General features: G+C 67.7%; 25 protein-coding genes and 1 tRNA gene. 7 read left to right on the forward strand and 19 right to left on the reverse strand.

All coding sequences use genetic code 11. From position 1 onward, the window contains the following. Position 1: 1 nt before the first annotated feature. From dnaJ to dnaK, 3 genes are read right to left on the reverse strand one after another with little or no spacing between them, the layout of a single operon-like run. Positions 2-1162 (reverse strand): molecular chaperone DnaJ, encoded by a 1161-nt coding sequence (gene dnaJ, locus AB0K82_RS32765; RefSeq protein WP_364404506.1) that lies wholly within the window; start codon positions 1160-1162, stop codon positions 2-4. A 36-nt stretch (positions 1163-1198) separates the two neighbouring features. Beyond that, positions 1199-1897, reverse strand: coding sequence for a nucleotide exchange factor GrpE (gene grpE / locus AB0K82_RS32770; protein WP_364404507.1), 699 nt, complete (start codon positions 1895-1897; stop codon positions 1199-1201). 49 nt (positions 1898-1946) lie between these two features. Continuing rightward, the gene (gene dnaK, locus AB0K82_RS32775) at positions 1947-3803 is read right to left on the reverse strand and encodes a molecular chaperone DnaK (RefSeq protein ID WP_364404509.1); all 1857 of its coding nucleotides are present in this window, start codon (positions 3801-3803) and stop codon (positions 1947-1949) included. Between the two features lie 283 nt (positions 3804-4086). Here dnaK and AB0K82_RS32780 point away from each other — a divergent pair, with 283 nt between their 5' ends. After that, the gene (locus tag AB0K82_RS32780; protein WP_364404510.1) at positions 4087-5190 is read left to right on the forward strand and encodes a hypothetical protein; all 1104 of its coding nucleotides are present in this window, start codon (positions 4087-4089) and stop codon (positions 5188-5190) included. 7 nt (positions 5191-5197) lie between these two features. On the opposite strand, the gene AB0K82_RS32785 is transcribed toward AB0K82_RS32780, so the two are convergent. Next, entirely contained in the window at positions 5198-5890 is a 693-nt protein-coding gene (locus AB0K82_RS32785) for a C39 family peptidase (RefSeq protein ID WP_364404512.1), read from the reverse strand. A 354-nt stretch (positions 5891-6244) separates the two neighbouring features. Between AB0K82_RS32785 and AB0K82_RS32790 the strand changes: the two genes are divergently transcribed. The 4 genes from AB0K82_RS32790 (at position 6245) to AB0K82_RS32805 (ending at position 10961) form a co-directional block, all read left to right on the forward strand. Further along, positions 6245-6442, forward strand: a complete 198-nt coding sequence (locus AB0K82_RS32790; RefSeq protein WP_364404514.1) for a hypothetical protein — start codon at positions 6245-6247, stop codon at positions 6440-6442. Positions 6443-6858: 416 nt separating this feature from the next. After that, positions 6859-7464, forward strand: coding sequence for an RNA polymerase sigma factor (locus tag AB0K82_RS32795; RefSeq protein ID WP_364404515.1), 606 nt, complete (start codon positions 6859-6861; stop codon positions 7462-7464). Further along, on the forward strand, positions 7457-8617 hold the full coding sequence (locus AB0K82_RS32800) for a CU044_5270 family protein (RefSeq protein WP_364404517.1): 1161 nt from the start codon (positions 7457-7459) through the stop codon (positions 8615-8617). The genes AB0K82_RS32795 and AB0K82_RS32800 overlap by 8 nt, the downstream gene beginning before the upstream one ends. A 199-nt stretch (positions 8618-8816) precedes the next feature. Next, positions 8817-10961, forward strand: coding sequence for a (Fe-S)-binding protein (locus AB0K82_RS32805; protein WP_364404519.1), 2145 nt, complete (start codon positions 8817-8819; stop codon positions 10959-10961). A gap of 305 nt (positions 10962-11266) precedes the next feature. On the opposite strand, the gene AB0K82_RS32810 is transcribed toward AB0K82_RS32805, so the two are convergent. The 3 genes from AB0K82_RS32810 to dcd all read right to left on the reverse strand — a co-directional run bounded on the left by AB0K82_RS32810 (position 11267) and on the right by dcd (position 15260). Next, positions 11267-13024 carry an ABC transporter permease/substrate binding protein gene (locus AB0K82_RS32810; RefSeq protein WP_364404521.1) on the reverse strand — a complete coding sequence of 586 codons (1758 nt, stop codon included), beginning with the start codon at positions 13022-13024 and terminating at the stop codon, positions 11267-11269. Further along, positions 13017-14252 (reverse strand): glycine betaine/L-proline ABC transporter ATP-binding protein, encoded by a 1236-nt coding sequence (locus AB0K82_RS32815; RefSeq protein ID WP_364404522.1) that lies wholly within the window; start codon positions 14250-14252, stop codon positions 13017-13019. The genes AB0K82_RS32810 and AB0K82_RS32815 overlap by 8 nt, the downstream gene beginning before the upstream one ends. Before the next feature lie 432 nt (positions 14253-14684). Continuing rightward, on the reverse strand, positions 14685-15260 hold the full coding sequence (gene dcd / locus AB0K82_RS32820; protein ID WP_364404524.1) for a dCTP deaminase: 576 nt from the start codon (positions 15258-15260) through the stop codon (positions 14685-14687). Between the two features lie 167 nt (positions 15261-15427). On the opposite strand from dcd, the gene AB0K82_RS32825 reads away from it, so the two are divergent. Beyond that, positions 15428-15501: transfer RNA gene (locus tag AB0K82_RS32825), tRNA-Gly, on the forward strand. A gap of 91 nt (positions 15502-15592) precedes the next feature. Here the strand turns inward: AB0K82_RS32825 and AB0K82_RS32830 are convergent. The 12 genes from AB0K82_RS32830 to AB0K82_RS32885 all read right to left on the reverse strand — a co-directional run bounded on the left by AB0K82_RS32830 (position 15593) and on the right by AB0K82_RS32885 (position 24699). Beyond that, positions 15593-16501 carry a site-specific integrase gene (locus tag AB0K82_RS32830; protein WP_364404526.1) on the reverse strand — a complete coding sequence of 303 codons (909 nt, stop codon included), beginning with the start codon at positions 16499-16501 and terminating at the stop codon, positions 15593-15595. Positions 16502-16947: 446 nt separating this feature from the next. Then, positions 16948-17175, reverse strand: coding sequence for a helix-turn-helix domain-containing protein (locus AB0K82_RS32835; RefSeq protein ID WP_364404527.1), 228 nt, complete (start codon positions 17173-17175; stop codon positions 16948-16950). Then, positions 17172-18791 (reverse strand): replication initiator, encoded by a 1620-nt coding sequence (locus AB0K82_RS32840; protein ID WP_364404529.1) that lies wholly within the window; start codon positions 18789-18791, stop codon positions 17172-17174. Before AB0K82_RS32840 ends, AB0K82_RS32835 begins: the two co-directional genes overlap by 4 nt. Then, entirely contained in the window at positions 18788-20227 is a 1440-nt protein-coding gene (locus AB0K82_RS32845) for an FtsK/SpoIIIE domain-containing protein (RefSeq protein ID WP_364404531.1), read from the reverse strand. Before AB0K82_RS32845 ends, AB0K82_RS32840 begins: the two co-directional genes overlap by 4 nt. Then, the gene (locus AB0K82_RS32850; RefSeq protein ID WP_364404533.1) at positions 20227-20394 is read right to left on the reverse strand and encodes a hypothetical protein; all 168 of its coding nucleotides are present in this window, start codon (positions 20392-20394) and stop codon (positions 20227-20229) included. Before AB0K82_RS32850 ends, AB0K82_RS32845 begins: the two co-directional genes overlap by 1 nt. An 86-nt stretch (positions 20395-20480) precedes the next feature. After that, the gene (locus AB0K82_RS32855; protein ID WP_364404535.1) at positions 20481-20789 is read right to left on the reverse strand and encodes a hypothetical protein; all 309 of its coding nucleotides are present in this window, start codon (positions 20787-20789) and stop codon (positions 20481-20483) included. Then, a complete protein-coding gene (locus AB0K82_RS32860; protein WP_364404536.1) occupies positions 20786-21034 on the reverse strand; it encodes a hypothetical protein in 249 nt (82 codons plus the stop codon). Before AB0K82_RS32860 ends, AB0K82_RS32855 begins: the two co-directional genes overlap by 4 nt. Further along, positions 21034-21450, reverse strand: coding sequence for a plasmid replication, integration and excision activator (locus tag AB0K82_RS32865; RefSeq protein WP_364404538.1), 417 nt, complete (start codon positions 21448-21450; stop codon positions 21034-21036). The genes AB0K82_RS32860 and AB0K82_RS32865 overlap by 1 nt, the downstream gene beginning before the upstream one ends. 141 nt (positions 21451-21591) lie before the next feature. Continuing rightward, positions 21592-22413: a protein phosphatase 2C domain-containing protein gene (locus AB0K82_RS32870; protein ID WP_364404540.1), complete on the reverse strand. Its 822-nt coding sequence runs from the start codon at positions 22411-22413 to the stop codon at positions 21592-21594. Further along, positions 22414-23256, reverse strand: a complete 843-nt coding sequence (locus AB0K82_RS32875; RefSeq protein ID WP_364404542.1) for a sigma factor-like helix-turn-helix DNA-binding protein — start codon at positions 23254-23256, stop codon at positions 22414-22416. A 104-nt stretch (positions 23257-23360) separates the two neighbouring features. Further along, positions 23361-23759 (reverse strand): ATP-binding protein, encoded by a 399-nt coding sequence (locus AB0K82_RS32880; protein WP_364404544.1) that lies wholly within the window; start codon positions 23757-23759, stop codon positions 23361-23363. A gap of 91 nt (positions 23760-23850) precedes the next feature. Beyond that, entirely contained in the window at positions 23851-24699 is an 849-nt protein-coding gene (locus tag AB0K82_RS32885) for a helix-turn-helix transcriptional regulator (protein WP_364404546.1), read from the reverse strand. A gap of 185 nt (positions 24700-24884) precedes the next feature. On the opposite strand from AB0K82_RS32885, the gene AB0K82_RS32890 reads away from it, so the two are divergent. Next, positions 24885-26468: an ATP-binding protein gene (locus AB0K82_RS32890; protein WP_364404548.1), complete on the forward strand. Its 1584-nt coding sequence runs from the start codon at positions 24885-24887 to the stop codon at positions 26466-26468. Positions 26469-26666: the final 198 nt, after the last annotated feature.

The raw sequence follows: 26666 nt of genomic DNA on the forward strand, positions 1-26666 counted from the left end.
GTCACCCCTCTCTCGCCAGCCCCAGCAGCTCGCTGCGCAGGTCGTCACCGTTGTTGCTCGCGCGGATCTTCTCCAGCGCCTCCCGGGTGTCCTCGTCGACGTGTTCGGGCACCTGCACCTCGACGGTCACCAGCAGGTCGCCCTTGGTGCCGTCGCGGCGCGTCGCACCCTTGCCGCGGACGCGGAACGTACGGCCGTTCGGGGTGCCCGCCGGGATCCGCAGGGTGACCGGCTGGCCGCCCAGGACCGGCGCCTTGATCTCCGCGCCCAGGGTGGCCTCGGGGAAGGTCACCGGGACGGTGACGGTGAGGTTGTCGCCGGAGCGGCCGAACACCTTGTGCCCCCTCACGTGCACGACGACGTAGAGGTCACCGCTGGGCCCGCCGTTCTCTCCGGGCGCGCCCTTGGCCTTGAGCCGGATGCGCTGGCCGTCGCCGACCCCGGCGGGGATCCGCGCCTGGATCGTGCGGGTGCTCTGCGCCCGCCCGCTGCCGTGGCAGGTGGTGCAGGGGTCGTCGACCACGAGGCCACGGCCGTGGCACTCGTGGCAGGGCTCGGAGAAGGCGAACCCGCCGGCGTTGCGGCTCTCCTGCCCCGTGCCCTCACAGCGCGGGCACACGCGGGGCACCGTGCCGGCCTTGGCGCCGGTGCCCCGGCAGGTGGGACAGGCCGCTTCGCTGGTCAGCCGCAGCGGCACCGTCTTGCCGTCGAGGGCCTCGCTGAAGCTCAGCGTGACCTCGGTCTCGACGTCGGTGCCGCGGCGGGGCCGCCGGGCGGACTGCCCCCGGCGGCCGCCGCCGAAGAGCCCGCCGAAGAGGTCGCCGATCCGCTCGCCGGTGCCGGTGGTGCCCCCGGTCTGGCCGCCGAAGAGGTCGCCCAGGTCGAAGCCGAAGCCGCCCTGGGCGCCGCCACGCGGCCGAGGGCCGCCGAAGAGGCTGCGCGCGTCGTCGTACTCCTTGCGACGCTTCTCGTCCGACAGCACGTCGTAGGCCTCGGAGATCTCCTTGAACCTCTCCTCGGACTCGGCGTCGCCGCGGTTGGCGTCCGGGTGGTACTGACGCGCCAGCTTCCGGTAGGACTTCTTGATCTCGTCCTGCGTCGCGGTCTTCGGAACACCGAGGACCTTGTAGTAGTCCTTCTCGATGAAGTCCTTGGTGCTCACCGGCGTCCCTTACCTCTTTCGCTGTGGGTCTTCGTCTCAGTCCTCGCCGGCGCCGTCGCCACCGGGCTCGGCGTCCGACTTCGCGCCGTCGGCCGCACCCGCCGTCTCCGGCTCCGGCTCCGGCACGGCCTCCGCGTCCGAGCCGAGGTCCGCGGTCGGCTCGGCGACGGCCACCCGGGCGGGCCGGAGGGTCCGCTCGCCGATGCGGTACCCCGACTGCAGAATCTGTACGGCCGTCGGCTCGGTGACCTCGTCGGAGTAGGAGTGCATCAGAGCCTCGTGGACGTTCGGGTCGAACGGCTCCCCGGCCTCCCCGAACGACTCGAGCCCGAGCTTGCCGACGATGCCCTCCAGGGACTCGGCGATCTGCTTGAACCCGCCGGTCAGCTCCTCGTGCTCCCGGGCGCGGCCGATGTCGTCGAGCACCGGAAGCAGCTCGCCGAGGACGTACGCGAGGGCCTGCTCGCGTACGGCCGCACGGTCGCGGTCGACCCTCTTGCGGTAGTTGGAGTACTCCGCCTGCAGCCGCTGAAGGTCGGTCGTGCGCTCGGACAGCTCCTTCTCGAGCTTGGCCGCCTTGTCGGCGTCCGCGCCGGAGGGCGCTTTCGCGGTGGGGGACTCGGGAGCCGGCGTGGCCGCCGGCTCCCGAACCTCACCGGTCTCGGGATCGATGCGCCGCTTGTCGCGGATCACCGGGCCCTGGCGCTCCTCGGCGTCGTCGCGACGCTCCGTCACGCTTCCTCCTCGAGTACCAGTTCGTCACGGTGTGCGGGGGACGCCCCGGTCACGCCGCGCCGCCCTTGGTGTCCTTTTCGTCGTCCACGATCTCGGCGTCGACGACCTCGTCGTCCTTCGCCTGCTCGCCCGCGGCCTGGCCGTCGGCCGGCCGGCCCTCGGCGCTCGCCTGGTTCTGGGCGTACATCGCGGCGCCCATCTTCTGGCTGACCTGGGCCAGCTTCTCGGAGCTGCTGCGGATCGCGTCGACGTCCGTACCCTCGAGGGCCTTCTTGACCTCGTCCAGCGCCGACTGGACGTCGGTCTTCACGTCGGCCGGGATCTTCTCGTCGTTCTCGCGGAGGAACTTCTCCGTCGAGTAGGCGAGGGTGTCGGCGTTGTTGCGGGTCTCGGTCTCCTCGCGGCGCTTGCGGTCCTCCTCCGCGTACTGGTCCGCCTCGCGCATCATGCGGTCGATGTCGTCCTTGGGCAGGGCCGACCCGCCCGTGATGGTCATCGACTGCTCCTTGCCGGTGCCGAGGTCCTTGGCGCCGACGTTCACGATGCCGTTGGCGTCGATGTCGAACGTGACCTCGATCTGCGGGACACCGCGCGGCGCCGGCGGCAGGCCGGTCAGCTGGAAGGTGCCGAGCTTCTTGTTGTACGCCGCGATCTCGCGCTCGCCCTGGTAGACCTGGATCTCCACGGACGGCTGGTTGTCGTCGGCGGTGGTGAACACCTCGGACCGCTTGGTCGGAATCGTGGTGTTGCGCTCGATGATCTTGGTGAAGATGCCGCCCTTGGTCTCGATGCCCAGGCTCAGCGGCGTGACGTCGAGCAGCAGGACGTCCTTGACCTCACCCTTGAGCACGCCGGCCTGCAGGGACGCGCCGACCGCGACGACCTCGTCGGGGTTGACGCCCTTGTTGGCCTCCTTGCCGCCGGTCAGCTCCTTGACCAGGTCGGCGACGGCGGGCATCCGGGTGGAGCCGCCGACGAGAACGACGTGGTTGATCTCGTTCACGCCGATGCCGGCGTCCTTGATGACCTGCTGGAAGGGGCCCTTGCAGCGGTCGAGCAGGTCCGAGGTCATCTTCTGGAACTCGGCGCGGGTGAGCTTCTCGTCCAGGTGCAGCGGACCCTCGGACGAGGCCGTGATGTACGGCAGGTTGACGCTCGTCTCCGAGGAACTGGACAGCTCGATCTTCGCCTTCTCGGCGGCCTCGCGGAGCCGCTGCAGCGCCATCTTGTCCTTGGACAGGTCGACGCCGTGGGCGTTCTTGAACTTGGTGACCAGCCACTCGACGACCTTGTTGTCCCAGTCGTCGCCGCCGAGGTGGTTGTCGCCGTTGGTCGCCTTGACCTCCACGACGCCGTCGCCCACCTCGAGGAGGGAGACGTCGAAGGTGCCGCCACCGAGGTCGAAGACGAGGATCGTGGCCTCGCCCTCCTTCTCCAGGTGGTAGGCCAGCGCCGCCGAGGTCGGCTCGTTGATGATGCGCAGGACGTTGAGGCCCGCGATCTGGCCGGCCTCCTTGGTGGCCTGCCGCTGGTGGTCCGAGAAGTACGCCGGAACGGTGATCACCGCGTCGGTGATCTTCTCGCCGAGGTAGGCCTCCGCGTCGCGCTTGAGCTTCTGCAGCACGAACGCGCTGATCTGCTGCGGCGTGAAGTCCTTACCGTCGATCGTGGTCTTCCAGTCGGTGCCCATTTCGCGCTTGACCGACCGGATGGTGCGATCGACGTTGGTCACCGCCTGGCGCTTGGCGACCTCGCCGACCAGGACCTCGCCGTTCTTGGCGAAGGCGACGACGGACGGCGTGGTCCTCGACCCCTCCGCGTTGGCGATGACGGTGGGCTCGCCACCCTCCAGGATCGCGACGACCGAGTTGGTCGTTCCAAGGTCGATACCGACCGCACGTGCCATGAGTTGGTTCCTCCGACTGTGAGCTTGCTAAGCCGATGAAGCTGAGTCCAGCAGACGCAAGGTTGCCAAACCGCTCCCATAGTGTCAAATGACTTGAGTCCAGCTGACTCAACTTTGCTGACTGGTACAACGAGCGGCGCCCCCGCACTTGTTCCCGTCCACGCCGAAATCTCGGGATCCTCCGTGAGAACTCGGTGAGAACCGGTGCGATCCGCGCGGCGCCCTGGACACTCCTCTGACAGCGGGACCGGGCGCCGCGCGCCTGGGGAAGGGGGCTTGACACGTGACCGACCTGACGCGGGTCGTCGGTGAGATCGACGAGAACCCTCCGCCGACACGGGAAGAGACCGACGAGAACCCTTCGGCCGATGGGGAGCTTTCGCCGGATGGGAAGCCGTCGTCCGACGGGAAGCCGTCGCCGGCACGGGACGAGACCGCGTCCCCGTCCGGGCGTCGGCGTGGCCCGTCCCGCATGGGCGTGGGGGTCCCCCTGGCGCTGGCCGCCATCGGCGTGGCCGTCGCGGTCGCGCTGTCGGTCGGGTCGGCGACGCCCGAGCCACGGCGGCACGCGCCGACCGGACGCGACCTCCTCCTGGCGACGGCCACCGCCGTGGACAGCCGGACGGACACGACGACCGGCCGCTACTGGCACGTGGTCAAGACCGGCCGGTACGCGCTCCCCGCCGGGAGCAGCGTCGGCAAGGACCCCATCGAGGTCCGCGTGCGGGATGAGATCTGGATCGCCGGGCGCGGCGGAGGGCGGAGCGTCGCGTACCGGCAGTGCCTCGGCACCCGTCCCCTCACACCGGCCGAACGGACCGCGCACCTGGACCGGCCCTCGCAGGCGTGGCCGGCGGACTCCGCGGCGGCGCCGATCTGCACCGCGGGCTCCGGACCCGCCGTGCGGAACGCCGACCTCACGGCGGCCACCGACTACCGCCTCGCGGACGTCGCCGTGTCACCGACCTGGCTGGACCACCTCTCCACCGAACCCGCCGTCCTGCGCCGGCAGGTCGAGGCCAAGCTCGCGACGGCGCACCAGGGCGGCCTGGGCGTGTACGGCCACGTCGTGCTGCCGCAGTTGACGACCGACCTGCCGCTCCGTCCGGAGGTCCGCGCGGCGGTGCTGCGGATGATGGCCGGGCTGCCGGGCGTACGGGCGGAGGGCACGGTGCGGGACGCGCTCGGCCGCACCGGAGAGGGCGTCGCGATCGGCGGGCTCGGCCTCACCACGACGGAGCTGCGCTGGATCGTCGACCCGCGCGGCGGCGGCGTCCTGGGCGTGCAGGAGGTCGCCACCGGTCGCGGCCGCCACCCGGCCGGGGCGGTGGTCGCCGAGAAGGCGTACGCGTCGGCGGCCTGGACGAACGACGCTCCGGGCGGCTGATCAGGCCCTAGGTGTAGATGTAGTAGAGGCCGGAGGGTTGGAGGGCCTTGAGGAGCGCCGAGGCCCGCAGCGTGTGGGCGCCTCCGGTCGGCCGCCACGGGTCGAAGACGGTGATGGTGCCCTTCTTCCGGTCGTAGCCGTACGCGACGATCAGGTGCCCGACCTTGCGGCGGGACCCGATGCCCCTGTTCCAGGGCAGTCGTTCCCACCAGACCGCGACGAGAGGTGCGCGCCGCAGGACACCGACGTCGTACGACACCTCCTTCATGATGAATTCCGTGCCGCTGCCCGACCAGCCGTCGAACGTGAGCGAGTAGGGCGTGTCGCGCAGGTATCGCGTGAGGGCGGTCATGGCATTGTCGCCGGTGGTGCCCTTCGGGTACTTCGTCTTCATCTTCCGGGCCAGGACCGATTGCCGGACCTTGATGTGGAACGTCGACAGGCTCATGACCCCGGCGGCGGGCGCACAGTTGTACGACGTCGCCTGGTACTCCTTCGCCATGGTGAGCCGGTGGGACACCGGCGGGACCGCGACGGCCGGGGCCGTCGACGCGCTCGGCGTGGGCGCCGGCGCCGACGCCGCGGCGATGGGGCGGGTGCGGTCGGCCGAACGCCGGGTCTCCCCGGCACCGGTGGTGCACCCCGCCAGGGCCAACGCGGTGGCCGCCGAGAGCCCGGCGACCCACCGACCACGCACCACCCTGTGCAAGTTTGCTCCCATGCGACGGATCGGTGGCCAAATGATGGCACGCTTCGCCATTCGCGGCATTGATTTCTTCAAGGGGGAACGTCCGGAAAACCGCGATACGGCGACCCGCAGGGAGCCGTGAGCAGATCGGCAGCAAGGACCGCACGTTGACGACCGGTCGACAGGCCGGCGTACGCCATGTGAACAAAGCGATCGCCCCGCTGAAAGGCGCGGTGTTCACCTTGCTGGGGCCGGCCTGTTGTGAACGGTCGGCTCTTGCAAGAGCACGACCGGCACAACCCAGAGCAGAAGAAGCAGAGGGGCGCGGCTCAGCCGCGTCTTTCTCACACACTCAGGAGCACCCTGATGAGGAACAGGCGCACGATCACCGTCACGGTCCGATCCGGGGACCGCAAGGAGGCCGACGCGATCGGCCACAGCGCGATGGGCCAGGTCCACGGCGGCCTCTCCTCCGGAGAGACCGTCACCAGCACGACGCACCGGACCCTGCGCGGCGGCAAGGGCGCGAAGCTGACCTTCCGGGTCGAGCGGCGCCGGCGCTGACGCCGACCGCCGGCCGTCGCCCGCGATCAGCGCGGGTGGCGGCCGGTACGCGGGCCGGAGGCGTCACCGATGCGCCCCCGCGTGATCGACGCCACGACGCCGGTCTTCCCGGACGACCGGGGCAACTTCGGCAAGCCGTACGGGACCTGCCCGAGACCGAGGACCGGGTGCGGCCCCATGAGCACCGTGATCTGCCCGCGCTGCGCGTACAGGGGCGTCGACCACGTCGCCGCGTCCGCCCGACCCCCGGGCGGCGACCCACCGGCTACGCGGCACCCTGCCCAAGACGACGGAACGATGGGCGAACACGGCACGTGCCCACGTTCGGGAAAGGGGATGGGGATCCGCCGTTGCGGGGGAGAAGAGGTGACCGTCATCCACGCCCATAGATAAGGCATCAGATGAAGGAGCCCCCCATGGTCGCTCCCCCCGACGCCGGATCGGATCTCCTGACCGACGCGTCGGTGATCGAGCGGTCCTGGCAGGACCCGGAGCGATTCGGCGTGATCTTCGACGCGTACTTCGCGGAGATCCATCGGTACGTCGGACGCCGGCTCGACGTCGAAGTGGCCGACGACATCGCGGCGGAGACCTTTCATGTCGCGTTCCGGCGGCGGAAGAGGTACGACCTGGCCCGGGACAACGCCCGGCCCTGGCTGTACGGCATCGCGACCAATCTCATCGCCAAGCATCGGCGTACGGAGGCGCGGAGGTTCCGCGCCCTGGCGCGTCTCGGCGACGACGGTCCGGCCGGCGGCCACGAGGACCGGGTCGCGGCCCAGGTGAGCGCGGAGCACGAGCGGGGCCGCCTGGCGCGGGCCGTCGGCGCCCTGTCCGCCGACCAGCGCGACGTGCTCCTGCTCGTCGTCCTGGCAGATCTCACCTACGACGAGGTCGCGCAGGCGCTGGACATGCCGTACGGCACGGTCGCCTCGCGGTTCAGCAGGGCTCGGAAGAAACTGCGGAAGGCGCTGGGCGGGGTCGATCCCATGCTCGATCAGGAAGGACCCACCGATGGATGAACTCCAGGCCGTACGAGCGCTGTTCCCCGAGACCCCGCCGCCGGATGCCCGAGTGACCGCCCAGGCCCGGCGGTGGGCGACCGGGGCCGCGCGGCACCGCCTGCCACGGCTGCGCTGGGCGCTGCCCGGCCTCGGCCTGGTCGCCGCGGCGACCGCGGTCGCGCTGGCCGTGGGCTCGACCGGCGGTGGGCCCACACGGCCCGCCCCGACCTCCTCGCTGCCGCTCGACGGCAAGGCGGTGTTCCTGGCCGCGGCGGAGAAGGCCGAGAACCAGCCGATGGGCGGCTACTGGTACTCCGACCAGGTCTCCGGGGCGTCGTACCTCATCAAGGGCGGGTACGCCGTCATCGGCGCGCACAGCGAGACCTTCGAGTGGACCAGTGCCGCGAAGGGGGACGGCGGCCGCTTCTACGGGCGGGACCTGCCCATGCGACCGGCGACCCCGGAGGACGAGGCCGCCTGGCGCCGGGCGGGGGCGCCGACGAGCGTCCGCGTCATGTCCAACGGCCACCCCATGACGTACACCCGGGAGGCGGGTCGCTGGCAGGAGGACAAGGGCGGGCGGCGGCCCGGCGGCCGTTTCCTCGTCGGCCGCGGCGAGGGGTTGACCATGCAGGAAGTGCTCCGGCTCCCCACCGACCCGGAGACGCTGACCAGGCGGTTCCTCGCCTTCGCGCCGAGACGGCGGGCGGAGGGACCGCCGGGCGGGGGGAACCCGGGACCGGCTCCGATCAGCAACGCGTACCAGCTCGTCCTGGCGGCGAATCTCCTCAAGGACGCGCCACTGCCGCCGAAGGTACGCGCCGGGGTGATGCGGGCGCTCGTCGCCCGGCCCGGCGTGCACACCATCGAGACGGCGACCGACGCGCTGGGCCGTCAGGGAGTCGCGCTCGCCGTCGACCAGCCGTCGTGGGGCTGGCGACCCGGGCCCGGCGGGAAGCTCGTCCGGAAGGACGACGGCTACCGGACCCAGGAACAACTGATCTTCGACAAGGAGACCGGGGCCCTCCTGGCCGAACAGTCGGTCCTCCTGACACCCGGTGGTGAGTACCGGAGCCGCAAGCCGGGATTCGTGATCGATTACCTGCTGATGCGGAGCTCCGGCTGGACGGAGCGCAAGCCGTCCCCGCCGTCGGCCCTGCCGTTCCGGTAGCCGATCGCGGCTGGTCACGTACGCGTCCCGTGCCTCGTCGAGGTGCGGGACGCTCGTGTTGTCGGCGTACGGCCGCGAGAGGCCGGGCGGTGGTGACCAGGAAAGCTACTGCTCGGTAGAATCCGGAGTCCCATGTCGATGGCTGTCAGTTGCCGGCCGTACGCTGATTGCCAACGCCGTACCCCAGGAGGACGGAACATTGGTTCTCAGGTTGATCATCGGCCTTGCCGCAACGGTGGTCGCGCTGGTGTTCGCGGTTCGGCGGGTCCTGTTCCTCTACAGGCTCGCGACGAACGGCCAGCCGGCTCCCGAACGCATCGCGCTCGCCAAGGCGAGCGTCGGTGAGGACGTCAAGCTCCAGGCCGTGGAGGTCTTCGGGCAGCGGAAGCTGCTCAAGTGGACCGTGCCCGGCCTCGCCCACTTCTTCGTCATGTGGGCGTTCTTCATTCTCGCCACGGTCTATCTCGAGGCGTACGGCGCGCTGTTCTTCGGGCTCGACTTCCACATCCCGCTGATCGGCAAGTGGGGCGTGCTCGGCTTCCTGCAGGACTTCATCGCCGTCGCGGCGTTCCTCGGCCTGATCGTCTTCTCGATCATCCGGTTGAAGAACTCCCCGAAGAAGCTGGACCGCAAGTCCCGCTTCAAGGGCTCGCACCTCGGCGGCGCCTGGCTCGTCCTGTTCATGATCTTCAACGTGATCTGGACGATGTTCCTGTTCCGCGGCGCGGGCGTCGCGACGGGCAACTTCCCGTACGGGAACGCGGCGTTCATGTCGCACCTGGTCGGCAACGGCCTGAAGGGGCTGGGCCACGACGCCGGCGAGGTGCTGGAGTCGGTCGGCCTGCTGCTGCACATCGGCGTGATGCTGGCCTTCCTGATCATCGTGCTGAACTCCAAGCACCTGCACATCTTCGTCGCCCCGCTCAACGTCCTGTTCAAGCGCCGCCCGGACGGCCTGGGCGCGGTGCAGCCGATGATGAGCGACGGCAAGCCGATCGACTTCGAAGAGGCCGACCCGGACGAGGACACCTTCGGCCGCGGCAAGATCGAGGACTTCACCTGGAAGGGCTACCTCGACTTCGCCTCCTGCACCGAGTGCGGCCGCTGCCAGTCGCAGTGCCCCGCCTGGAACACCGGCAAGCCGCTGTCCCCCAAGTCCCTCATCATGGACCTGCGCGACCACGCGCTGGCCAAGGCGCCGTACATCTTCGCGTCCGAGGAGGAGCAGGCGAACCTCCCCGAGGACGTCCTCAAGGAGGCGGGCCGGCCGCTGGTCGGCGGCGCGGACGTGAACGGCGTCATCGACCCCGACGTGCTGTGGTCCTGCACCAACTGCGGCGCCTGCGTCGAGCAGTGCCCGGTGGACATCGAGCACATCGACCACATCGTCGACATGCGCCGCTACCAGGTCATGATCGAGTCGAGCTTCCCGTCCGAGGCCGGCGTGATGCTCAAGAACCTCGAGAACAAGGGCAACCCCTGGGGCATGTCCGAGATGAAGCGCCTCGACTGGATCGAGGAGCTGGACTTCGAGGTGCCGGTCGTCGAGGAGAAGATGCCCGAGGACACCGAGTACCTCTTCTGGGTCGGCTGCGCGGGCGCCCTCGAGGACCGTGCCAAGAAGACCACCAAGGCCATCGCCGAGCTGCTGCACATCGCGGGCGTGAAGTTCGCCGTGCTCGGCCCGATGGAGGCCTGCTCCGGTGACCCGGCGCGCCGCCTGGGCATGGAGTTCGTCTTCCAGATGCTCGCCCAGCAGAACGTCGAGACCCTCAACGAGGCCGGCGTCAAGAAGATCGTCGCGTCCTGCCCGCACTGCTTCAACACGCTGGCCAACGAGTACCCGCAGCTCGGCGGCACGTACGAGGTCGTGCACCACACCCAGTTGCTGTCGCACCTCGTCGAGACCGGAAAGCTCACGCCGGTCACGCCGATCGAAGAGAAGATCACCTACCACGACCCGTGCTTCCTCGGCCGGCACAACAAGGTGTACGCCCAGCCGCGCGACATCATGGCCCAGGTGCCGGGCGTGCAGACGCAGGAGATGCACCGCTGCAAGGAGCGGGGCTTCTGCTGCGGCGCCGGCGGCGCGCGGATGTGGATGGAGGAGCGCATCGGCAAGCGCATCAACACCGAGCGCGTCGAGGAGGCGCTGGAGACCGACCCGGACACCGTCTCCACGGCCTGCCCGTTCTGCCTCGTCATGCTCGGCGACGCCATCAACGAGAAGAAGAACAGCGGTGGCGCCAAGGAGTCCCTCGAGGTCGTCGACGTCGCTCAGCTGCTGATCAAGTCGGTCAAGGGTGAGGCGGAGCCCGAGCCCGCTCCGGCGGCCGCCGAGTAGGCGTCCCGCCCGCGTCAAGGGCCCGTCACCGGGTGAGCCGGTGCCGGGCCCTTGGTATGTCGCGGCATGAATAAAGGCGGTGCCATCTCGGGGGAGCGGGGATTTGAGATGGCACCGCCCTAACGTTCCCCATCAGGTGTGACGAAGGCCACAGAGGCGGACGTCAACCAAACTGATCGGTAACGCGTCGTCCGAAACTATCGGCTTTGCTGATAGTTGGCCACCGTTTGTGGAAAGAATCACGGGCGGTCCCGGCGCAATCACCGGGACGGCCCGTGCCGTACGTCAGAGCGCAGGCGGCCGGATCAGGAGGTCAGCCGCTTGACGACGTCCGGATGCTGCTTCTCCCACTCGGCGACGCCCTGCGCGGGCGTGTCCTTGTACTTGTTGATCACCAGGTCCTCGAGCGGGAACAGCTCGGCGTCGGACATCGTGAAGTTCTTCAGCCAGCCGGTCAGCTGCGGGAAGTCCTTGGCGAAGCCCGCACGGCCGAGCACGTGGACCTGCTCCGCCGAGCCGAAGGCGTTCTGCGGGTCGGCCAGCGGCTTGATCGGGAACTTGTTGTACGCCCAGTGCGGCTTCCACAGCGTCACCACGATCGGCTGGTTGCTCTTCGCGGACCGGTCCAGCTCTGCCAGCATCGCCGCCGTGCTGCTCTGCAGCAGCTTGTAGTCGCCGAGCCCGTAGCCGGGCAGCACCTTGTTCTTGACGATCTTCATCTCGCCGGCGCCCGGCTCGATGCCGACGACGCGGCCCTTGTAGCGGGCGCTCTGCCCCTTCAGGTCGGCCACGGAGTTCGCCGGGTCGTTCTTCAGGACGGCCAGCTGCATGCTCGCGTTCTTGTACCAGACGCCGATGTCCTGGAGCCTGTCCTTGTACTTGTTGTAGTAGTCCGCGTGCGTCGCGGGCAGCCACGCGTCGAGGAACAGGTCGATGTCGCCCTGGCCGAGCCCGGCGAACAGCGGGCCGGCGTCGACCTGCTTGAGCGTGACCTGGTAGCCCTTCTTCTCCAGCTCCGACTTCCAGAGCTGGGTGACGGCGATGTCCTCGTCCCACGGGATGTAGCCGATCGTGATCGGCTTGCCCTTGGTGCCGCCGCCGGAGCCCATGACGCCGAGCGTGGTCGCCAGCAGCGCGAACACCACGACGCCGGACAGGGCCAGCGCCGGACGCGGACGGTACCGCAGGACGGAGGACACGCCCCCGTGCGCGGCCCGCTCGGCGTGCCGCCGCGCGGCCGGCGCCAGACGCTGCCCGAGGGCCCCGGTCATGCGGTCCAGGATGATCGCCAGCAGCACGACCGCCAGGCCGGCCTCGGCGCCCGCCCCCAGGTTGTACTGCGTGATCGCCCCGAAGACGTTGGCGCCGAGCCCGGCGGCGCCGACCATGCCCGCGGTCACCACCATGGACAGCGAGAGCATGATGACCTGGTTGACCCCGGTCATGATGGTGGGCAGCGCCAGCGGCAACTGCACCCGGGTGAGGATCCGCGACGACGGCGTGCCGAACGCCTCGGCCGCCTCGACCATCTCCCGGTCGACCTGCCTGATGCCGAGCTCCGTCAGGCGCACCCCCGGGGGAATGGCGAAGACCAGGCACGCGGCGATGCCGGGGACCTCCCCGAGCCCGAAGAACGAGATCGCCGGGATCAGGTAGACGAAGGCCGGCATGGTCTGCATGAAGTCCAGCACCGGCCGGGCCACCGCGCCGACCGCGGACACCCGCACGCAGAGGATGCCCAGCGGGATTCCGATGACGAGGGCGGCGACGCTGGAGACCAGCACCAGCGTGAGCGTCTGCATGGCCGCGTCCCACTGCCCCAGCCCGTCGATCACCATGAGGCCGGCGAAGGTCAGGACGCCCGCGAGCAGACCGCGCAGCCACCAGCACAGCATCGCGATGACGGCCGCCAGCGCCAGCGACGGCGGCGCGGTCAGCAGGTGGTCCATCCCGTGGACGACGCCGCCGACCACGTCACTGATCGCGTTGAAGACCGGCCTGCCATGCCTGGTGAGGAAGTCGACGGCGTCGGTGACCCAGGCACCGAGGGGGATCCTAGGCATCGGCGGCCACCTCCCGAGTAGCGGTCTCCTCCGGCGGAGCGGTCTCCTCCCGCACGACGGGCATCTCCCCGGTGTTGCCCATGTGGCCCAGCGCGGCGAGCAGCGTCACTCGCGGGATCACGCCGATGAGCTTGTCGTTCCGGTCGGTGACGGGCACGGGCAGCGGGCTCTCCGCGCACGGCAGGAACAGGTCGGCCACGGGAGTGTCCGGGTCGACCGGATGCGTGCCACCCTCGACGAGACCGTCGAGGGTGTTCCGCCCCGCCCGTACGGCCTTGGCCGCCGGCTCGGCGAACACCACGCCGGCCAGCCGCCGGTCGCGGGTCACGACGAACGCGAAGGACGTCTGCTGCTCGCGCATGACGCGTACGGCCGCGCGGGGGCCGCCGTTCGCGTCGACCACCGCGATCGGCTTGTCCATCACCGAGCGGGCGGTGAGCACCCGCGTACGGTCGACGTCGGCGACGAACTGCGCGACGTAGTCGTTGGCGGGGTCGGTGAGGATCTCCTCGGCGGTACCGATCTGCATGACGCGTCCGTGCCGGAGCATCGCGACCCGGTCGCCGAGCCGCATCGCCTCGTTCAGGTCGTGCGTGATGAAGACGATCGTCTTGCCGAGCTCGCCCTGCAGGTCGAGCAGCAGGTCCTGCATCTCCCGCCGGATCATCGGGTCCAGCGCGCTGAACGCCTCGTCCATGAGCAGGATGTCCGTCTCGGCGGAGAGCGCCCGGGCGATGCCCACGCGCTGCTGCATCCCGCCCGACAGCTGGTCGGGGTAGCGGTCCTCCCAGCCCGCGAGACCGACGTGCTTCAGGAACTCCTTGGCCTTCGCCAGCCGCTCCTGCTTTGGAACGTTCCGAGTCTCGAGCCCGTACGCCGCGTTCTCCAGGACCGTGCGGTGGGGGAAGAGCGCGAAGTGCTGGAAGACCATGCTGACCTTCTCCTGGCGGAGTCGGCGCAGTTCCTTCCCGCCCATGGCGGTGATGTCGACACCGTCGATCTCGATGCTGCCGGCCGTCGGCTCCAAGAGGCCGTTGAGCATGCGGATCAGGGTCGACTTGCCGGAGCCCGACAGCCCCATCACGACGAAGATCTCGCCCTCGTTCACCTCGAACGAGACGTCCGCGACGGCCGCGGTCACGCCCATCCGGCGCAACTCGTCGGCGTCGGCGCCCTGACGGATCTTACGGAGGGCCTCAGCCGATCTGCGACCGAAGACCTTTGACACGTGTTGTGCGCGGATTCTGGGCACATCGTCCTTCCGGTCCGGCCGCGCCGCCGTCCCGGGAGCCGTCGTCCCCGTCGAACCGCGCGGCAATCTGCGCGAACCGCCGTGCCCGCCCCACTGCGGCTCGCTCTGTACGACCCAGTGGAACCAAGATGTGACACATGTCACTCTCGCGGTCGCCAACCGACCGAATGGGTCATGCGTCAAGGCACTTTATCGTCCGGTTAAAAGCAGTGCACGTTCGTGTGTGAACACTCACATTCCGCAATGATTGGTTTGACCTGCGGAGATGAGGGCATTGCGGGCCTCTCGAGCAGCCTCGAACGCTCCATCGACACGGTCGCACAGACGAAGAACCGGACCGCGGCGAGTCATCGCCACGGTCCGGTGAGTTGAGCGGTCCGACCGCCGGCGCCGGGCCGGCAGCCCCTGTCAGACGCGCGTCTGGTGGAAGTTCAAGTAGGACCGCGACGGCGTCGGGCCACGCTGATCCTGGTACCGAGACCCGTGCCGCTCGGAGCCGTACGGCTCCTCCACCGGAGAACTCGTGCGGAACAGGCACATCTGCCCGATCTTCATGCCTGGCCACAGCTTGATCGGCAGCGTCGCGACGTTCGACAGCTCCAGCGTCACGTGGCCGGAGAAGCCCGGGTCGATCCAGCCCGCCGTCGAGTGCGTGAGCAGCCCCAGCCGCCCCAGACTCGACTTGCCCTCCAGCCGCGCGGCCAGATCGTCCGGCAGGCCGAACACCTCGTACGTCGAGGCCAGCACGAACTCCCCCGGATGCAGGATGAACGCCTGGTCCGGCTCGACATCGACGAGCCGGGTGAGGTCGGGCTGCTCCACCGCCGGATCGATGTGCGGATACCTGTGGTTCTCGAACACCCGGAAGTAGCGGTCCAGGCGCACGTCGATGCTCGACGGCTGGACCATCCCGGGATCGTACGGATCGATCTTCATCCGCCCGGACTCGATCTCGGCCTTGAGATCACGATCAGAGAGCAGCACGACAAGAAACTACCGGGTAAAGCCGCCCGACACGTAAACGCCGGTCCCGATCACCCTGGACCGCGCTCCGACGTACGGAGGTGATCACGCCTGGAGCCGAACCCCTGGGCGCGAAGGGCGCGGGTTCCGGTAGCATGTGCGGGCGGTCACCTGAGAAGGCGGCCGATGCGGGTGTAGTTCAATGGCAGAACTCCAGCTTCCCAAGCTGGTAGCGCGGGTTCGATTCCCGTCACCCGCTCCACACGCGAAAGCCCAGGTCGGGGCGATGATCCCGAACCTGGGCTTTGATCTTGTTAGGGCCGATTCCAGCTCGCCGTGCCATTAGCGTGCCATTAGGCCACAGGCACCAGTTTCCCCGGCGGCCCGCCGTCGTCTTGGTCGTCGTCGGCCTGGTCGACCGGCCGCGCGGCTTTCACCAACGCGTCGAGGCCGTCGGCGATCTTCCGGTCAGCCTGGTTGGAGGCGTGCTGATAGATCAGCGCGGCACGCTCGTTGTCGTGGCCCATGCGCGCCATCAGGTTGCGGAGCGAGACGCCCATGTCGGCGGCCAGGGTGTTGCCGGTATGCCGAAGGTCGTGGAAGTGCAGGCCGGGAACGCCCATCGTCCGCACGAGGTCAACCCAGCGCGTCAGCTTGTTGAAGCCGCTTCGTCGCAGCGGCCCGCCTTTGATTCCGGTGAAGACCAGGGCGTCATCATCGCGTTCGGTGTACTTGTCCAGATGCGCCCTGACCTCCGGAACGATGGCCGCGGGGATGCTCACCGTTCGTCGACCGGCGCGAGACTTGGGCGGTCCGAGCAGCATCTTGCCGTTGTCCTGCTCGGTGTAGGCGAAGCGGACGTGGACCGTTCCCGCCACCAGGTCGATATCCCGCCGCTTGAGGGCGGTGACCTCGCCCCAACGCAGACTCGCGAACGCCGCCAGGAGCACGAGCGCGCGGAACCGGTCGTCATGCGTCGAGTCCGCCTTGCCTTCCACCGCCAGGTCCCAGAGCGCACGAGCAGCAGCCGAGCGAGTCGGGAAGATCTCCGGATGCCGACGCATCGTGCCGCCGGCCGCGCGGTACCGCAGCCGGTAACCCCCGGAGTCGAGCTTGCGGATGTTGCCGACCGGCCGCATCCCGACCTTGTCGGCCAGCTCGAAGACCTGCGCGACCGTGAGCACGGGACGTTCGGGAGCCTGCTCGGTCCCGGCACCGCGAACCCGACAGGGATTCCGAGGAAGGATCTTGTCGTCTTCCACCGCCGTCATGAGTACGGCTCGCAGGAGCCGGTATGCCTTGGCCTCCATCGTCTGAGATACCCCAGCGTCGAGTAGCGCCGCCCGCCACTCGCGGACCATGGGAGTGGTGAGCCTGCCGAGCTGCACCGACCCGAGACCCGGAGCGATGTACTTCCCCAGGAGCCAGCGGTACAGATCGACCGTGCGGGGACGCAGGCCCGCGCGCTGAGCGATCCACCGTTCCGCGTAATCGGTGACGGTGATCTTCCCGAGGAGCGGGTCCGTCCACTCCCCGTTGATCATTTGGGCTTCGGTCAGAGAGAGGAATCGTTCCGCGTCCGACTTGCGGTCAAACGTCTCCGGAGCCGAACGCAGCCGACCATCCGGACCGGGATATCGAGCCTGGAACCGCCCAGAGAGAAGCTTGCGCACATTGCCGAAACGACGGTGCTTCGTCTTGTTCGCCATCAGGCGGCCTTTCTCCCACGCCATACGTCGGACGCGGTCATGGGCTCGACTAGGCCAGCGGCGATGAACTCGCGGAGCGCCGACTCAGGGATGCGGACGAACCGGCCGATCTTGACGAAGCGGATGCGTCGTTCGGCGATCAGCCGGCGGGGGAAGCGTTCGGAGGTCTTGAGCAGTTCGGCGGCCTCGGCCACCGTCAGGAGCGGGTCGTCAGCGAGGTTGGTCACGCGGCCTCCTGAGTTGCCGAAAGATCGAGGGTCGTTCTGGCGTGGTCGAGTTGGCGTCGCATCTCCAGCCGTTCGGCGATGGAGGCGAGTAGGCGTTGTTCGACCGGTTTGACGTCCGGGTCGTCTGGGGGTGCGAGTTCCCAGGCGTAGCGGCCGGGTTGAGCCGGGTGGCCGGTTGCCGAAACGCCGGCCTCGGCCAGGCGGGCGAGGACCCAGTTCTTCCGGTCGGCCTTGTGGTCGGCGAGGGTCTTGCCCGACCACTTACGCGAGACGAGGACGCGACGTCCGGCGTAGCCGAGGTATTCGCGGCGGTGTGCTTTGGCCTTGCAGTAGCCCGGCGTCAGACCCGGTCGCGGGTTCTTGGGTTGGATGCCGTAGCGCAGCCAGTTCGCGCACGTCGGCGAGCAAGGCTCATACCGCAGCGCCTCCAGCAGCCGGTCAGCGTGATCGGCCTGTGTGGAAGTCTCGGCGTGGCGGCATTCGGCGATGTCCTTGACGAGGTACTTGGTCAGGTAGCCGATCAGCCGGGAGGACTCCGGCGTGCCCGCCATGACGCCCTGGGCGTCGATCTGCCGCCCGAACCGGCCGACGTGCAGCGGTTCGGCGTCATCGTCATCCAGCGTCCTAAGTGCCTCTTGCCAGGTGGCCAGCGGCAGGTGAGTGTCCGGGTCCAGGTAAGCCCGTTCCCGTGCGTCCCAATAGGGCAGGCGCTCCCCCGCGTACACCACCCGATCGGTCGAGGGCCACCACACCTGCGTGTAGGTCGCCGCGACGACCTGACGCAGCTCAGCGCGGGAGATCGTGCCGCGGATCGCCATGTGCAGGTGGGGGGCGAGCCGTCGCTGTGGTTCGACGGCGGCGAAGTACTGCACGTCATAGCCGACGAACCGGCGCAGGTTCTGCACGAACCGGTCCACCAGCTTGGAGAAGTGCAGCGCATCCCGAGCTGCCCGCGCGTAGTCATAGGTCCCTGGGTCGACCGGCGTTCCGTCCCCCTTGACCTTGCCGTAGGAATCGAGGGTGAGCGTGAGGAACAGCGACGGCCGGAACGTCTTGCCGTCCGGAGCGGTGTAGACCTTGCCCACCGTCCGAGCCGCGACCGGCCGCCGGGGAAGGTCGGGCACGTCCTGACGCCTCTTGGTCGACCGCTTAGGCCGCTCTGGCTTATCGACCGGGAGACGGCCGACGACGCCGGTCCGGGTCAGTTCGGCGTTGATCTCGGTCAGCAGCTCCCGCCACTCCGAGGCATCTTCACCGGCCGCCTCAGCACGGTCCGCCCAGCCTTGGACCTCGGCGCGCTTTTTCATCCAGAAGCGTTGTTCGTCGTCCGGGTCGGCCCGCTCGATCACCGGCTCACTCTCGAGATGCCAGCCCTCCCGGCATTGGGTAGCCCGAAGCTTGCGCTTGCGTTCCGCGCACGGTGGGCAGACCGAGGCGAGCGTGTGCCCGCACGGCATGTTCACGATCGCGGTCTCACCCGTCGCCAGGTCAGTCCGGCGCATGGCCACGGGCCGGATGCACACGCCGTGTTCGACCGCGATGGCCTTGACGACCTCACGAGCCAGCGGCGGCCGGACCTTGTGAGGGGCTTCCGGCGTCGTGTGGTCGGTGCTCATGCGGCCTCCGCGAGGTAGCCGGCCATCGCTGCGATGTCGGTGTCGGCGACGAACGCGGCCCGCACGCGCACCGGGTCGGGTGAGTCCTCCAGCCGGATGTAACCGACGCCCGCGCCGACCTCGGGGATCGGAGAGATCTGGTCGGCGAGGGCGCCACGGTCCCGCGCTCCGTCACCGAGAACCATGTCGACCTGTTCGGCCTCATCCAGCCGCAGCGCGATCCGGGTCGGGAAGAGGTTGCGGATATTGATGACGTCCTTGCGCGGGTCCTGCAGAGCGCCCACGACGCATATCCCGACCGACCGGCCCTGAGATGTGAGCGTGGCCAGCGCCGCATCGGCCCGCTTGCGCAGGTCGCGTTCGGGGCAGTAGGCGGTGAGGAAGGCCAGTTCGTCGACCATGACGACGATGAACGGGTCAGCCGCGGTCGCGATGAAGGTCCGGGTGACTCCGCCGAAGCGCGCCGCGCGTTTGTGCATCTCGGTGACGGCGGCCTCCAGGAGGTCGACCATGCCGCCGGATGCGTCGTCGCTGTAGCGGTTGAAGATGTCCCGGCCGAAGGCCAGTTCCATGCGCTTGGGGTCGATCCCCCAGACCTGGACGAGCCCCGCGCGCATGGCCGGGAGCAGTGCCCGGATCAGTCCCCACAGGATCGAGCCCTTGCCGGCCCCGGTCGCGCCAGCGATCAGGACATGCGTTCCGAGGAGCCGTAGCCGCCAGGTCAAGCCGTCTTCTCGCCGTCCGATCGGCAGAGACGACAGGTCGACCGCGTGGCCGTCCTCAGTGCCGACCGGGAGCGCGGGCAGTGGTTCGGCGAGCGCGTCGCGGCGGACGAGTTCGAGCCAGAGGTATCCGGGTCTGCTGGCGGTGCGGATGCGGCACAGGGCAGCCCCGAAGCCGTGGGCGAGGTTTTCGGCGTGGTCCCGCCAGATGCCCGGTGCCTGCCCGGACAGCATCTTGACCAGCACCCGGTCCGTGGTCGCGGTGACAGCGACGCACTTGATGACGGGCAGGTACTCGCGGGCGTTGCGGTAGAACGCCAGCCCGGACATCACCATCACCGGCTGCCAGTGCCGCCGGTAGACGAACAGGTGCCGCCAGCGGGCACGGGCCGGGTAGCCGACGAGGCGGACGAAGGAGTCCCACCAGTAGGCGGCCCAGCAGCCCAGGCACACCGCGGCGAACGCGGCCAGCACCGCGACGAGCCGCCATCCGAGGGCGTAGGTCAGCCCGCCCAGGCAGCCGACGACCGCCACGGCGATGGGGTGGCGGGCGAGGAAGCCGACCAGGCGCACGAGGGCGCGGACGAGGTTGACCACCAGGACCAGCGCCGGGGGCATGTGCCAGATGGGCGGAGCCCACTTGGGCGATTCGAACGGGTCGGCGGTGGCGGGCACCATCACGTTGTCCGACGGAGCGTCCTTGCGAAGGCCCATCACCGGCCACCCCCGTCGGTGCGCGAGGCGCGGGAGAGGCGTTCGGCGGTGCGCTTGGGGAACAGCACGGTCTGACCCACGCACGGCGGGCACTTGCCGTTCTTCGTGTTCTCGGGCAGTGGATTGCGGCATACGACGCAGCGCGGCCGCTTGGTTCGGGTAGACATGAGGCGATCTCCTCCAGGAGTAGAAGCCGTGGGGTGATCACAGGGGCGGCCGGAAGGGTGAGAGCTTCCAGCCGCCCCGCTTCGCATCAGGCCGCAGCGTGGCCGGACTGGTCGGCCCGTTCGGCGTGCAGGCGCTCGACCTCGGCCAGCAGCTCCGCCGACGCCTGAGCGAACCGGCGGATCACCGCGACGTCCTCGGCCGTGATCTCGCAGGTGGAGCGCGGTCCGATGTTCACGCTCACCTGGCCGTGGTCGATCCCGATGAACGGCCGGCCGTCGCCCGCGCCGTAGAGGCGGATGCTCGTGGTCGGGTCGAGGTAGAACGAGGTGCCGATGGTCATGGGCTCACCGGGCCGACCGGTGATCGTGGTGTAGGTGTAGCCGGTCTCCGTCATCGGGTCCTCCTGTCGGTGTTGCCGTTGCGGTAGATGCGCTCGACCTCGGTCGCGTACGCCGCCGCCTGGTCGGCCAGGGCGCGAGCGAAGGCCACGTGGTCGGGCAGCAGCCGGTCCGGGAGCGTGAGCGAGACCAGCACGTGACCGGCGCGGAAGGTAAAGATCGGGTTCGCTCGGGGGTAGCTGCGGAACTCCGCGCCCGAGTGCCCGTTGATCGGCAGCGACAGCGCAGGTCCCCGTCCCATCAGGCCGCCGCCTTACCGGCCGAAGGAGCCGCAGCCGCCTTGCCGCCCTTGGGCGCGGTGATCGCGGTGGCCCGTAGCGAGAAGGCCATCCGGCCCTTGTCGGTGACGTACGGGGTGACCGTCATGCCCTCGAACTCCACCGGCTCGAACGGCGCACCGGTCGGCGCGACCGGCTGAACGTCGGCGAGGATCTTGACCGCGATCTCGCGGGACCGGCCGTCCAGTTCGGGGTCCATGTCCATGACCCGGCAGGAGAACACCCGCTGACCGGTGACCTTGTCCTTGGCCGGGGACCGCCGCCCCGACCGCTCGTCGAAGTCCTGCGCCTCCACGATCGAGGCCGGAACGAGGTGGCAGCCGTTGGGGAAGACGTCGGCCATCGTGACCTTGAAGCGAGTACCGCCTCTGAGTGCCATGCAGCGCTCTCCTTGATGTCGACCCCCCTAGACAGTTGTAAGTCCATCGATCCCTTCGATGGTGTCTAGGGGGCTATGCATCCAAGGTACGACTGCCTCGGCGAACTGTCTAGGGGGGTCGACAAAATCTCGGTTGGCGTGTCAGAGCACGCAGTACACGGCCGTGGCGTCGTCACTGGCCTTGCCCCGCGGCCACCGCTCACCACGCGGATCGCTGTCCTCAGCGGCCCGAACCCGGCGGATGAGTTCGGCCGGCCCGTCATCAGCGAGGATCTTTAGAGCGTCGGCCCAGTCGGTGAGGCTGAACCGGTCGACCAGCCGGCTCGCGCCATCGCTGAGCAACGCCACTGCGCGGAGCCGGCCGAGCGGCACTGAGCCGGTGACGGCATGAGCGGCGGCGGCCGGGTCGGTGCTGGCGACCCAGAAGCCGCCGTCAGTGTTCCGGTAGGAGCCCAGCGTTTCGGCGTATGCCCTGCGGGCTTGGGTGTGTTCCGGGCTTCCGGTCGGCAGCGCGTCCATCTCGGCACGCAGGCTCCGACTGGTCCGGGCCAGCCGATCATCGGTCACGGCTACCGGATCGCCGTCGAGGACATCGAGCACCAGGACGGAGTCCGCGAGCACCAGGTATTCCACGTCATCACCGGTCCGCCGGACGGCCGTGACGGTCGCGGACGGGGTATTCGGGTCGCTGAGGTCGCAGGCATCCCCGTGCATGGCGGCCACCCGCTCAATCGCCACTGCGAGTACGTCGACGAGAGGCCGGCGGGGCATGGTGCCCGCTTCGACGAGAAGCTGGGCGCCGAGCTGACGGGCGTACCAGGCCACCCCGTGCGAACAGCCCGACTCGATCCCAGGGGGAGTACCCGCACCGTCAAGCAGCACGACGACGTCATGAGACGCTGCGGCGAAATCCTCATTCGACCGATCGGGCGAACCGGGGACCGAGACGAGCGAGACCCGCATCTACAGGTCCTCGTGCTGATACAGCGGCGTCAGCAACTCCACCTTGGCTGGCTCGTGGGTGTCCGGTTCGTAGTCGACCCCCACGACCACCGAGAACGGCCGGTCACCGACTTGCCCCCACAACGTCGCGATCTCAGTGCTGAGCAGGTGCACGACCCCGAGCGAACCGGGCGGGTGAACGCCAGCAATCGTCAGCACGGTCCCTTTACCGTCCGGGCGGGGGAGCCTGCCGAGGTAGCCGATGTCATGCAGCCGAGCCGGGTTGCCGTCCGAACCGGACCGGAGTGTCTTGCCTGCCCTGGCGTCGTACAGCGTCCACGTCCCCTCTGGAGAGCGTCGCCAGGACAGGACGGGGTCCTTCTCGTAGGTCTCCCGGACAGCCTCGGACATGCGGGGACCGCAGATGACCAGCAGGCCCGAGCGGTTGAGGTCGATCTCGCCGTTGACGCCGACGTGTTCGGAGCCGACCTCCAGGTCGAAGGTTCGGGCGAGGTCTTCCAGCCGCTTGCCCGCGGTCAGGTCATCCAAGGTGACATGGCTGCGGCCAGTGTTCGGGTCCGGCCGCAGCGGAGTCACCACGGTCACGGAACCGGTACCGAGGAACGCGCCTTCCGGCGCCGGTCCGGTATGGCGGATCTGGTGAATGCGGCCCCGGCTCAGGCCGGCCTGCTTGGCGATCTGCGCGTATGACAGGCCCTGACTGTGCAGATCCTGGATGACCCGCCGCCGCAACCGCGCGAGTTCGGTCACCTCTTGCTGTGCGGCGGCGAGGCGTTCGGTAGCGAGGCGGAGCAGCACGAATGGGTCCTTGGTTGCCGCTATGCGGTCGACCTCATCCGACATGCCACCCTCCTCGATCCACTGGACCGAGTCTAGGGGGATAGACAAAACAGGCGAAGAAGAAGGGCCGATCAGACTTGTCCGGAGCCGAGGGACGCCCCGCGGACTCACGCCCGATCGACCCCGTCGACCACCGCCCACACCGTGCAGTGCGACCCCTGGTAGTGGTGGCCCCAGTCCTTGACCACCATCCCCAGGAGCGCCAGGCCCCGACCGCCCTCAGAGCAGTCACCGGCCACCACGGCGGTAGGCGCCGTGACGCCTCCCTGGTCGGTCACGGAGACGCGGACGGCGGTGTCGAAGATGGTGACGGTTACCCAGAGCATTCCTCCGGGGAGACCACTGAGGGTGTGCTTGATCGCGTTTGTGGCGAGTTCGCTGACGACGAGCTCGGCGCGCATGGTGATCTCGGGATGGAGATCGCGCAGGTAGGCGGTCACGAAGCGGCGGGCTTCGGTGACCGAGGCGGGCAGGCCGGGGAGACAGCGGGTCCAGGGTGGCCTCACGGCGCACCTCCCTGTCTAGGGGGCTATGCACTGGACACCGAGAGTATTCCTGCCTATGCCCCCTACTCAAGGAATCCGAGGCATTATGCCTCTACCTTCTGAAGGGCGACTGGTCGTAATCCCGGGCGATCCGGGACACAAGCTCTCGCATCGCGTCCCCGAAGAGTGCGACCTCGCGGAAGGCTGCGAACGTCTGCCGGTAGATGGCGACGTCCTGTGCATTGCTCAACAACAGTTCGCTGGTGAAAGTCTCCACGGTGATGGCCGACTCGTCGTAGATCACGAAGCCGTGCAACGGGAACGTCGGCACAGTCGCTGACCAGGGGACGACACTGACTGAGACGTTTTCCAGGGTCGAGACGTCCAAGATCTTCGCCAACTGCGCCCGCATAACGTCCGGAGAGCCGGGCCAAGTCCGTAGCGCACCCTCCGTCAGAACGAATGAGAACCGCCGGCCCCGCTCGTACAGCACCCCCTGACGCTCGACACGCGCAGCCACCGCCCGACCAACATCACGATCATCCTCATGCCCAGCCGCCTCGAATGCTCGCCGGGCATACTCCGCCGTTTGCAGCAGGCTCGGCACCATCGCGCACTGAAAGGAGTCGACCGCCGCCGCTCTCTGTTCCCGAGTGCTTATCGCCTCCTGCTGCGCCAACGCACCGTTGCCTGACTGACGAATGTCCGCCACCTCGGTATGGACCTGCTGAAGCAATGCGAATAGCTCAGCCCGCTCGCCTTGATCGATACCGAGAGCCCCAGCCAACCGATCGAACACTTCGCTACTTGGCAGCATCCGTCCGGTTTCGATCTTCGACACCGTCGGCTGCGTCACGCCAGCGCGTTCGGCCAGTTCAGCCCCACTCAGACCCGCACCCTTTCGCAGGCCCCGCACTCTGTGCCCCAGTTCTTGAAGCCGCTCCTGCCGAAGGTCATGCATACCGAGGGTCTACACCATCGGCGGGTGATCGCGCAGCGTGATCGCCGAGGGACTTGGAGTGGCCAGTATCGGCCTATCTCGTTAAAATCCCCACGGAACCACGGCCACGCTCGTAAACTTCCACTCCCCGTTATCGCGTCAAATCAAATCGTAGGCTTCCTTCTGCACAGTTGGGAATTTCAACCGTGACCACCGCCACCACCACCAAAAGTGAGATCCGGCAGAGCGACATCAGTGCACTCGTCGGGCGAGTGAATAAGAAGGCTTACGACAAGTACCTCAGGCGTGTTCGACTGGTAAAACTCCGTGGCTTCACGAACCGAGAAGTTACTTTTGATTTCCCGGTAACTGCTCTAGTGGGGCCGAACGGGGCAGGAAAAACGACGGTCCTGGGTGCTGCAGCACTAATCCATCGCGACGTTCTCCCGCGACGATTCTTTGCGAAAAGCGGTAAATATGATGAAAGTATGAAGAACTGGCGGGTAGAATATGAGATAATCGACAAAAAAGAGCAGAGTAGTACGACAATAAGCCGTACGGCAAGTTACCTGAAAGCTAAGTGGAATCGCGATGCAGTCGAACGCGAAACCCTTATATTCGGCGTCAGTCGAACCTTGCCGGCGAGCGAAAGGAAAGAGCTTTCAAAGTTCATCGGTACGACTTTCGAAGGCTTCTCTGAAGAGCAACTCACGGAGCCGGTCGTCGAAGCCGTTGAGGCGATCCTGGGGAAGGATGCTGCGGCCTATCTTCGTGTGAACGTAGGTCGCAGTAGCGACCTCTCAATCTTCGCGTCTCAGCCGCTAGGCGATGTCGACGGTTATTCGGAATTTCATTTTGGCGCAGGTGAAGCGAGTGTTATACGGATCGTTTCTCAGATTGAAGCAAGTGCTGATAATGCGCTTATTCTTATTGAAGAGATCGAGAATGGCCTACATCCCGTAGCCACAAGAAGGCTGGTGGAGTACCTAATAAAGGTCGCCAAGCGGAAGGCGTGCCAAGTAATTTTCACGACTCATTCTAATGACGCGCTCGACCCGCTTCCGAACGAGGCGGTTTGGGTCGCTTATCGGGGTGAGATTAAGCAAGGGAAGCTCGACGTTACCTCGCTCCGTGCACTCACTGGTCAAATCAATGCCAGCTTGGCCGTGTTCACAGAAGACCGCTTCGACGAGCTCGTAGCAGATGTCACACTGCGCGCTTATTGTCAGAAACACGGATTGGATCGTGCTGGTATCGAGATTCACAAGCTTGGTGGTGCCGCCCCGGCGCGAGACCATACGAGGTTCCACAACGCAAGTCCCGCGCGCAAATTTCATGCGGTGTGCCTCCTCGATGGAGATAAGAGGCAGGAGTCTGGATTTGAACCAAAGGATATCGAACTCTCCGAAGTGATTGATGGTGGAGAGAGTGGCCAAACTCAATCCAAGGATATCCTGTACATTCCGGGAGAGGATTCACCGGAAGCTTACATAATAGAAAGAATCCTAGAAGGGCTCGACAAAATCCCAAACCTCCTCGGAAAGCTTACGATTTGGCTTCATCTCGACACATTTATGCAAGAGCGTGTCCGAACGTCGCTCGTCCAGAGGGCCTACACGAACCACGATCGGCATAATATATTCGCGCAGATAGGAGAAGATTTGGACTTCATCAGCGAGGAGCTTGTTCAGCGCGCGTTTATCACCACATGGGCTTATTCGTATCCCGACGATGTCGATGCTATATGGAATCCATGCCACGACATCTTGGCGGGTAAGGATCGCAACTAGCTGATCACGGGATCGCTCGTGCTCGCGAGTTCCGGTAGGTACTTGTTTGGCACGTCCAGGGAACTAAGCCGGTCGAGCATCGTTGGTCCCATCAATCTTTGCTGAATTCTGCTGTACTAGATCAAGGCGGCGGCGCTCCGAAGCCGAGCCGGACGACGGTGTCGTCGGTCCCGGAGGACGTCTTCTTGTCGTCGCCAC

The organism is Actinoallomurus sp. NPDC052274 (genome assembly GCF_040679475.1).
GTDB classification, from domain to species: domain Bacteria; phylum Actinomycetota; class Actinomycetes; order Streptosporangiales; family Streptosporangiaceae; genus Actinoallomurus; species Actinoallomurus liliacearum.

What these genes read in the sequence shown, in the direction of transcription:
- AB0K82_RS32810 (WP_364404521.1), bottom strand. Translation starts at nt 13,024, where the DNA reads ATGCCTAGGATCCCCCTCGGTGCCTGGGTCACCGACGCCGTCGACTTC.
- AB0K82_RS32800 (WP_364404517.1), top strand. Translation starts at nt 7,457, where the DNA reads ATGGATGAACTCCAGGCCGTACGAGCGCTGTTCCCCGAGACCCCGCCG.
- AB0K82_RS32840 (WP_364404529.1), bottom strand. Translation starts at nt 18,791, where the DNA reads ATGAGCACCGACCACACGACGCCGGAAGCCCCTCACAAGGTCCGGCCG.
- AB0K82_RS32860 (WP_364404536.1), bottom strand. Translation starts at nt 21,034, where the DNA reads ATGGGACGGGGACCTGCGCTGTCGCTGCCGATCAACGGGCACTCGGGC.
- AB0K82_RS32855 (WP_364404535.1), bottom strand. Translation starts at nt 20,789, where the DNA reads ATGACGGAGACCGGCTACACCTACACCACGATCACCGGTCGGCCCGGT.
- AB0K82_RS32875 (WP_364404542.1), bottom strand. Translation starts at nt 23,256, where the DNA reads ATGTCGGATGAGGTCGACCGCATAGCGGCAACCAAGGACCCATTCGTG.
- AB0K82_RS32885 (WP_364404546.1), bottom strand. Translation starts at nt 24,699, where the DNA reads ATGCATGACCTTCGGCAGGAGCGGCTTCAAGAACTGGGGCACAGAGTG.
- AB0K82_RS32790 (WP_364404514.1), top strand. Translation starts at nt 6,245, where the DNA reads ATGAGGAACAGGCGCACGATCACCGTCACGGTCCGATCCGGGGACCGC.
- AB0K82_RS32865 (WP_364404538.1), bottom strand. Translation starts at nt 21,450, where the DNA reads ATGGCACTCAGAGGCGGTACTCGCTTCAAGGTCACGATGGCCGACGTC.
- AB0K82_RS32795 (WP_364404515.1), top strand. Translation starts at nt 6,859, where the DNA reads ATGGTCGCTCCCCCCGACGCCGGATCGGATCTCCTGACCGACGCGTCG.
- AB0K82_RS32845 (WP_364404531.1), bottom strand. Translation starts at nt 20,227, where the DNA reads ATGGGCCTTCGCAAGGACGCTCCGTCGGACAACGTGATGGTGCCCGCC.
- dnaK (WP_364404509.1), bottom strand. Translation starts at nt 3,803, where the DNA reads ATGGCACGTGCGGTCGGTATCGACCTTGGAACGACCAACTCGGTCGTC.
- AB0K82_RS32870 (WP_364404540.1), bottom strand. Translation starts at nt 22,413, where the DNA reads ATGCGGGTCTCGCTCGTCTCGGTCCCCGGTTCGCCCGATCGGTCGAAT.
- AB0K82_RS32850 (WP_364404533.1), bottom strand. Translation starts at nt 20,394, where the DNA reads ATGTCTACCCGAACCAAGCGGCCGCGCTGCGTCGTATGCCGCAATCCA.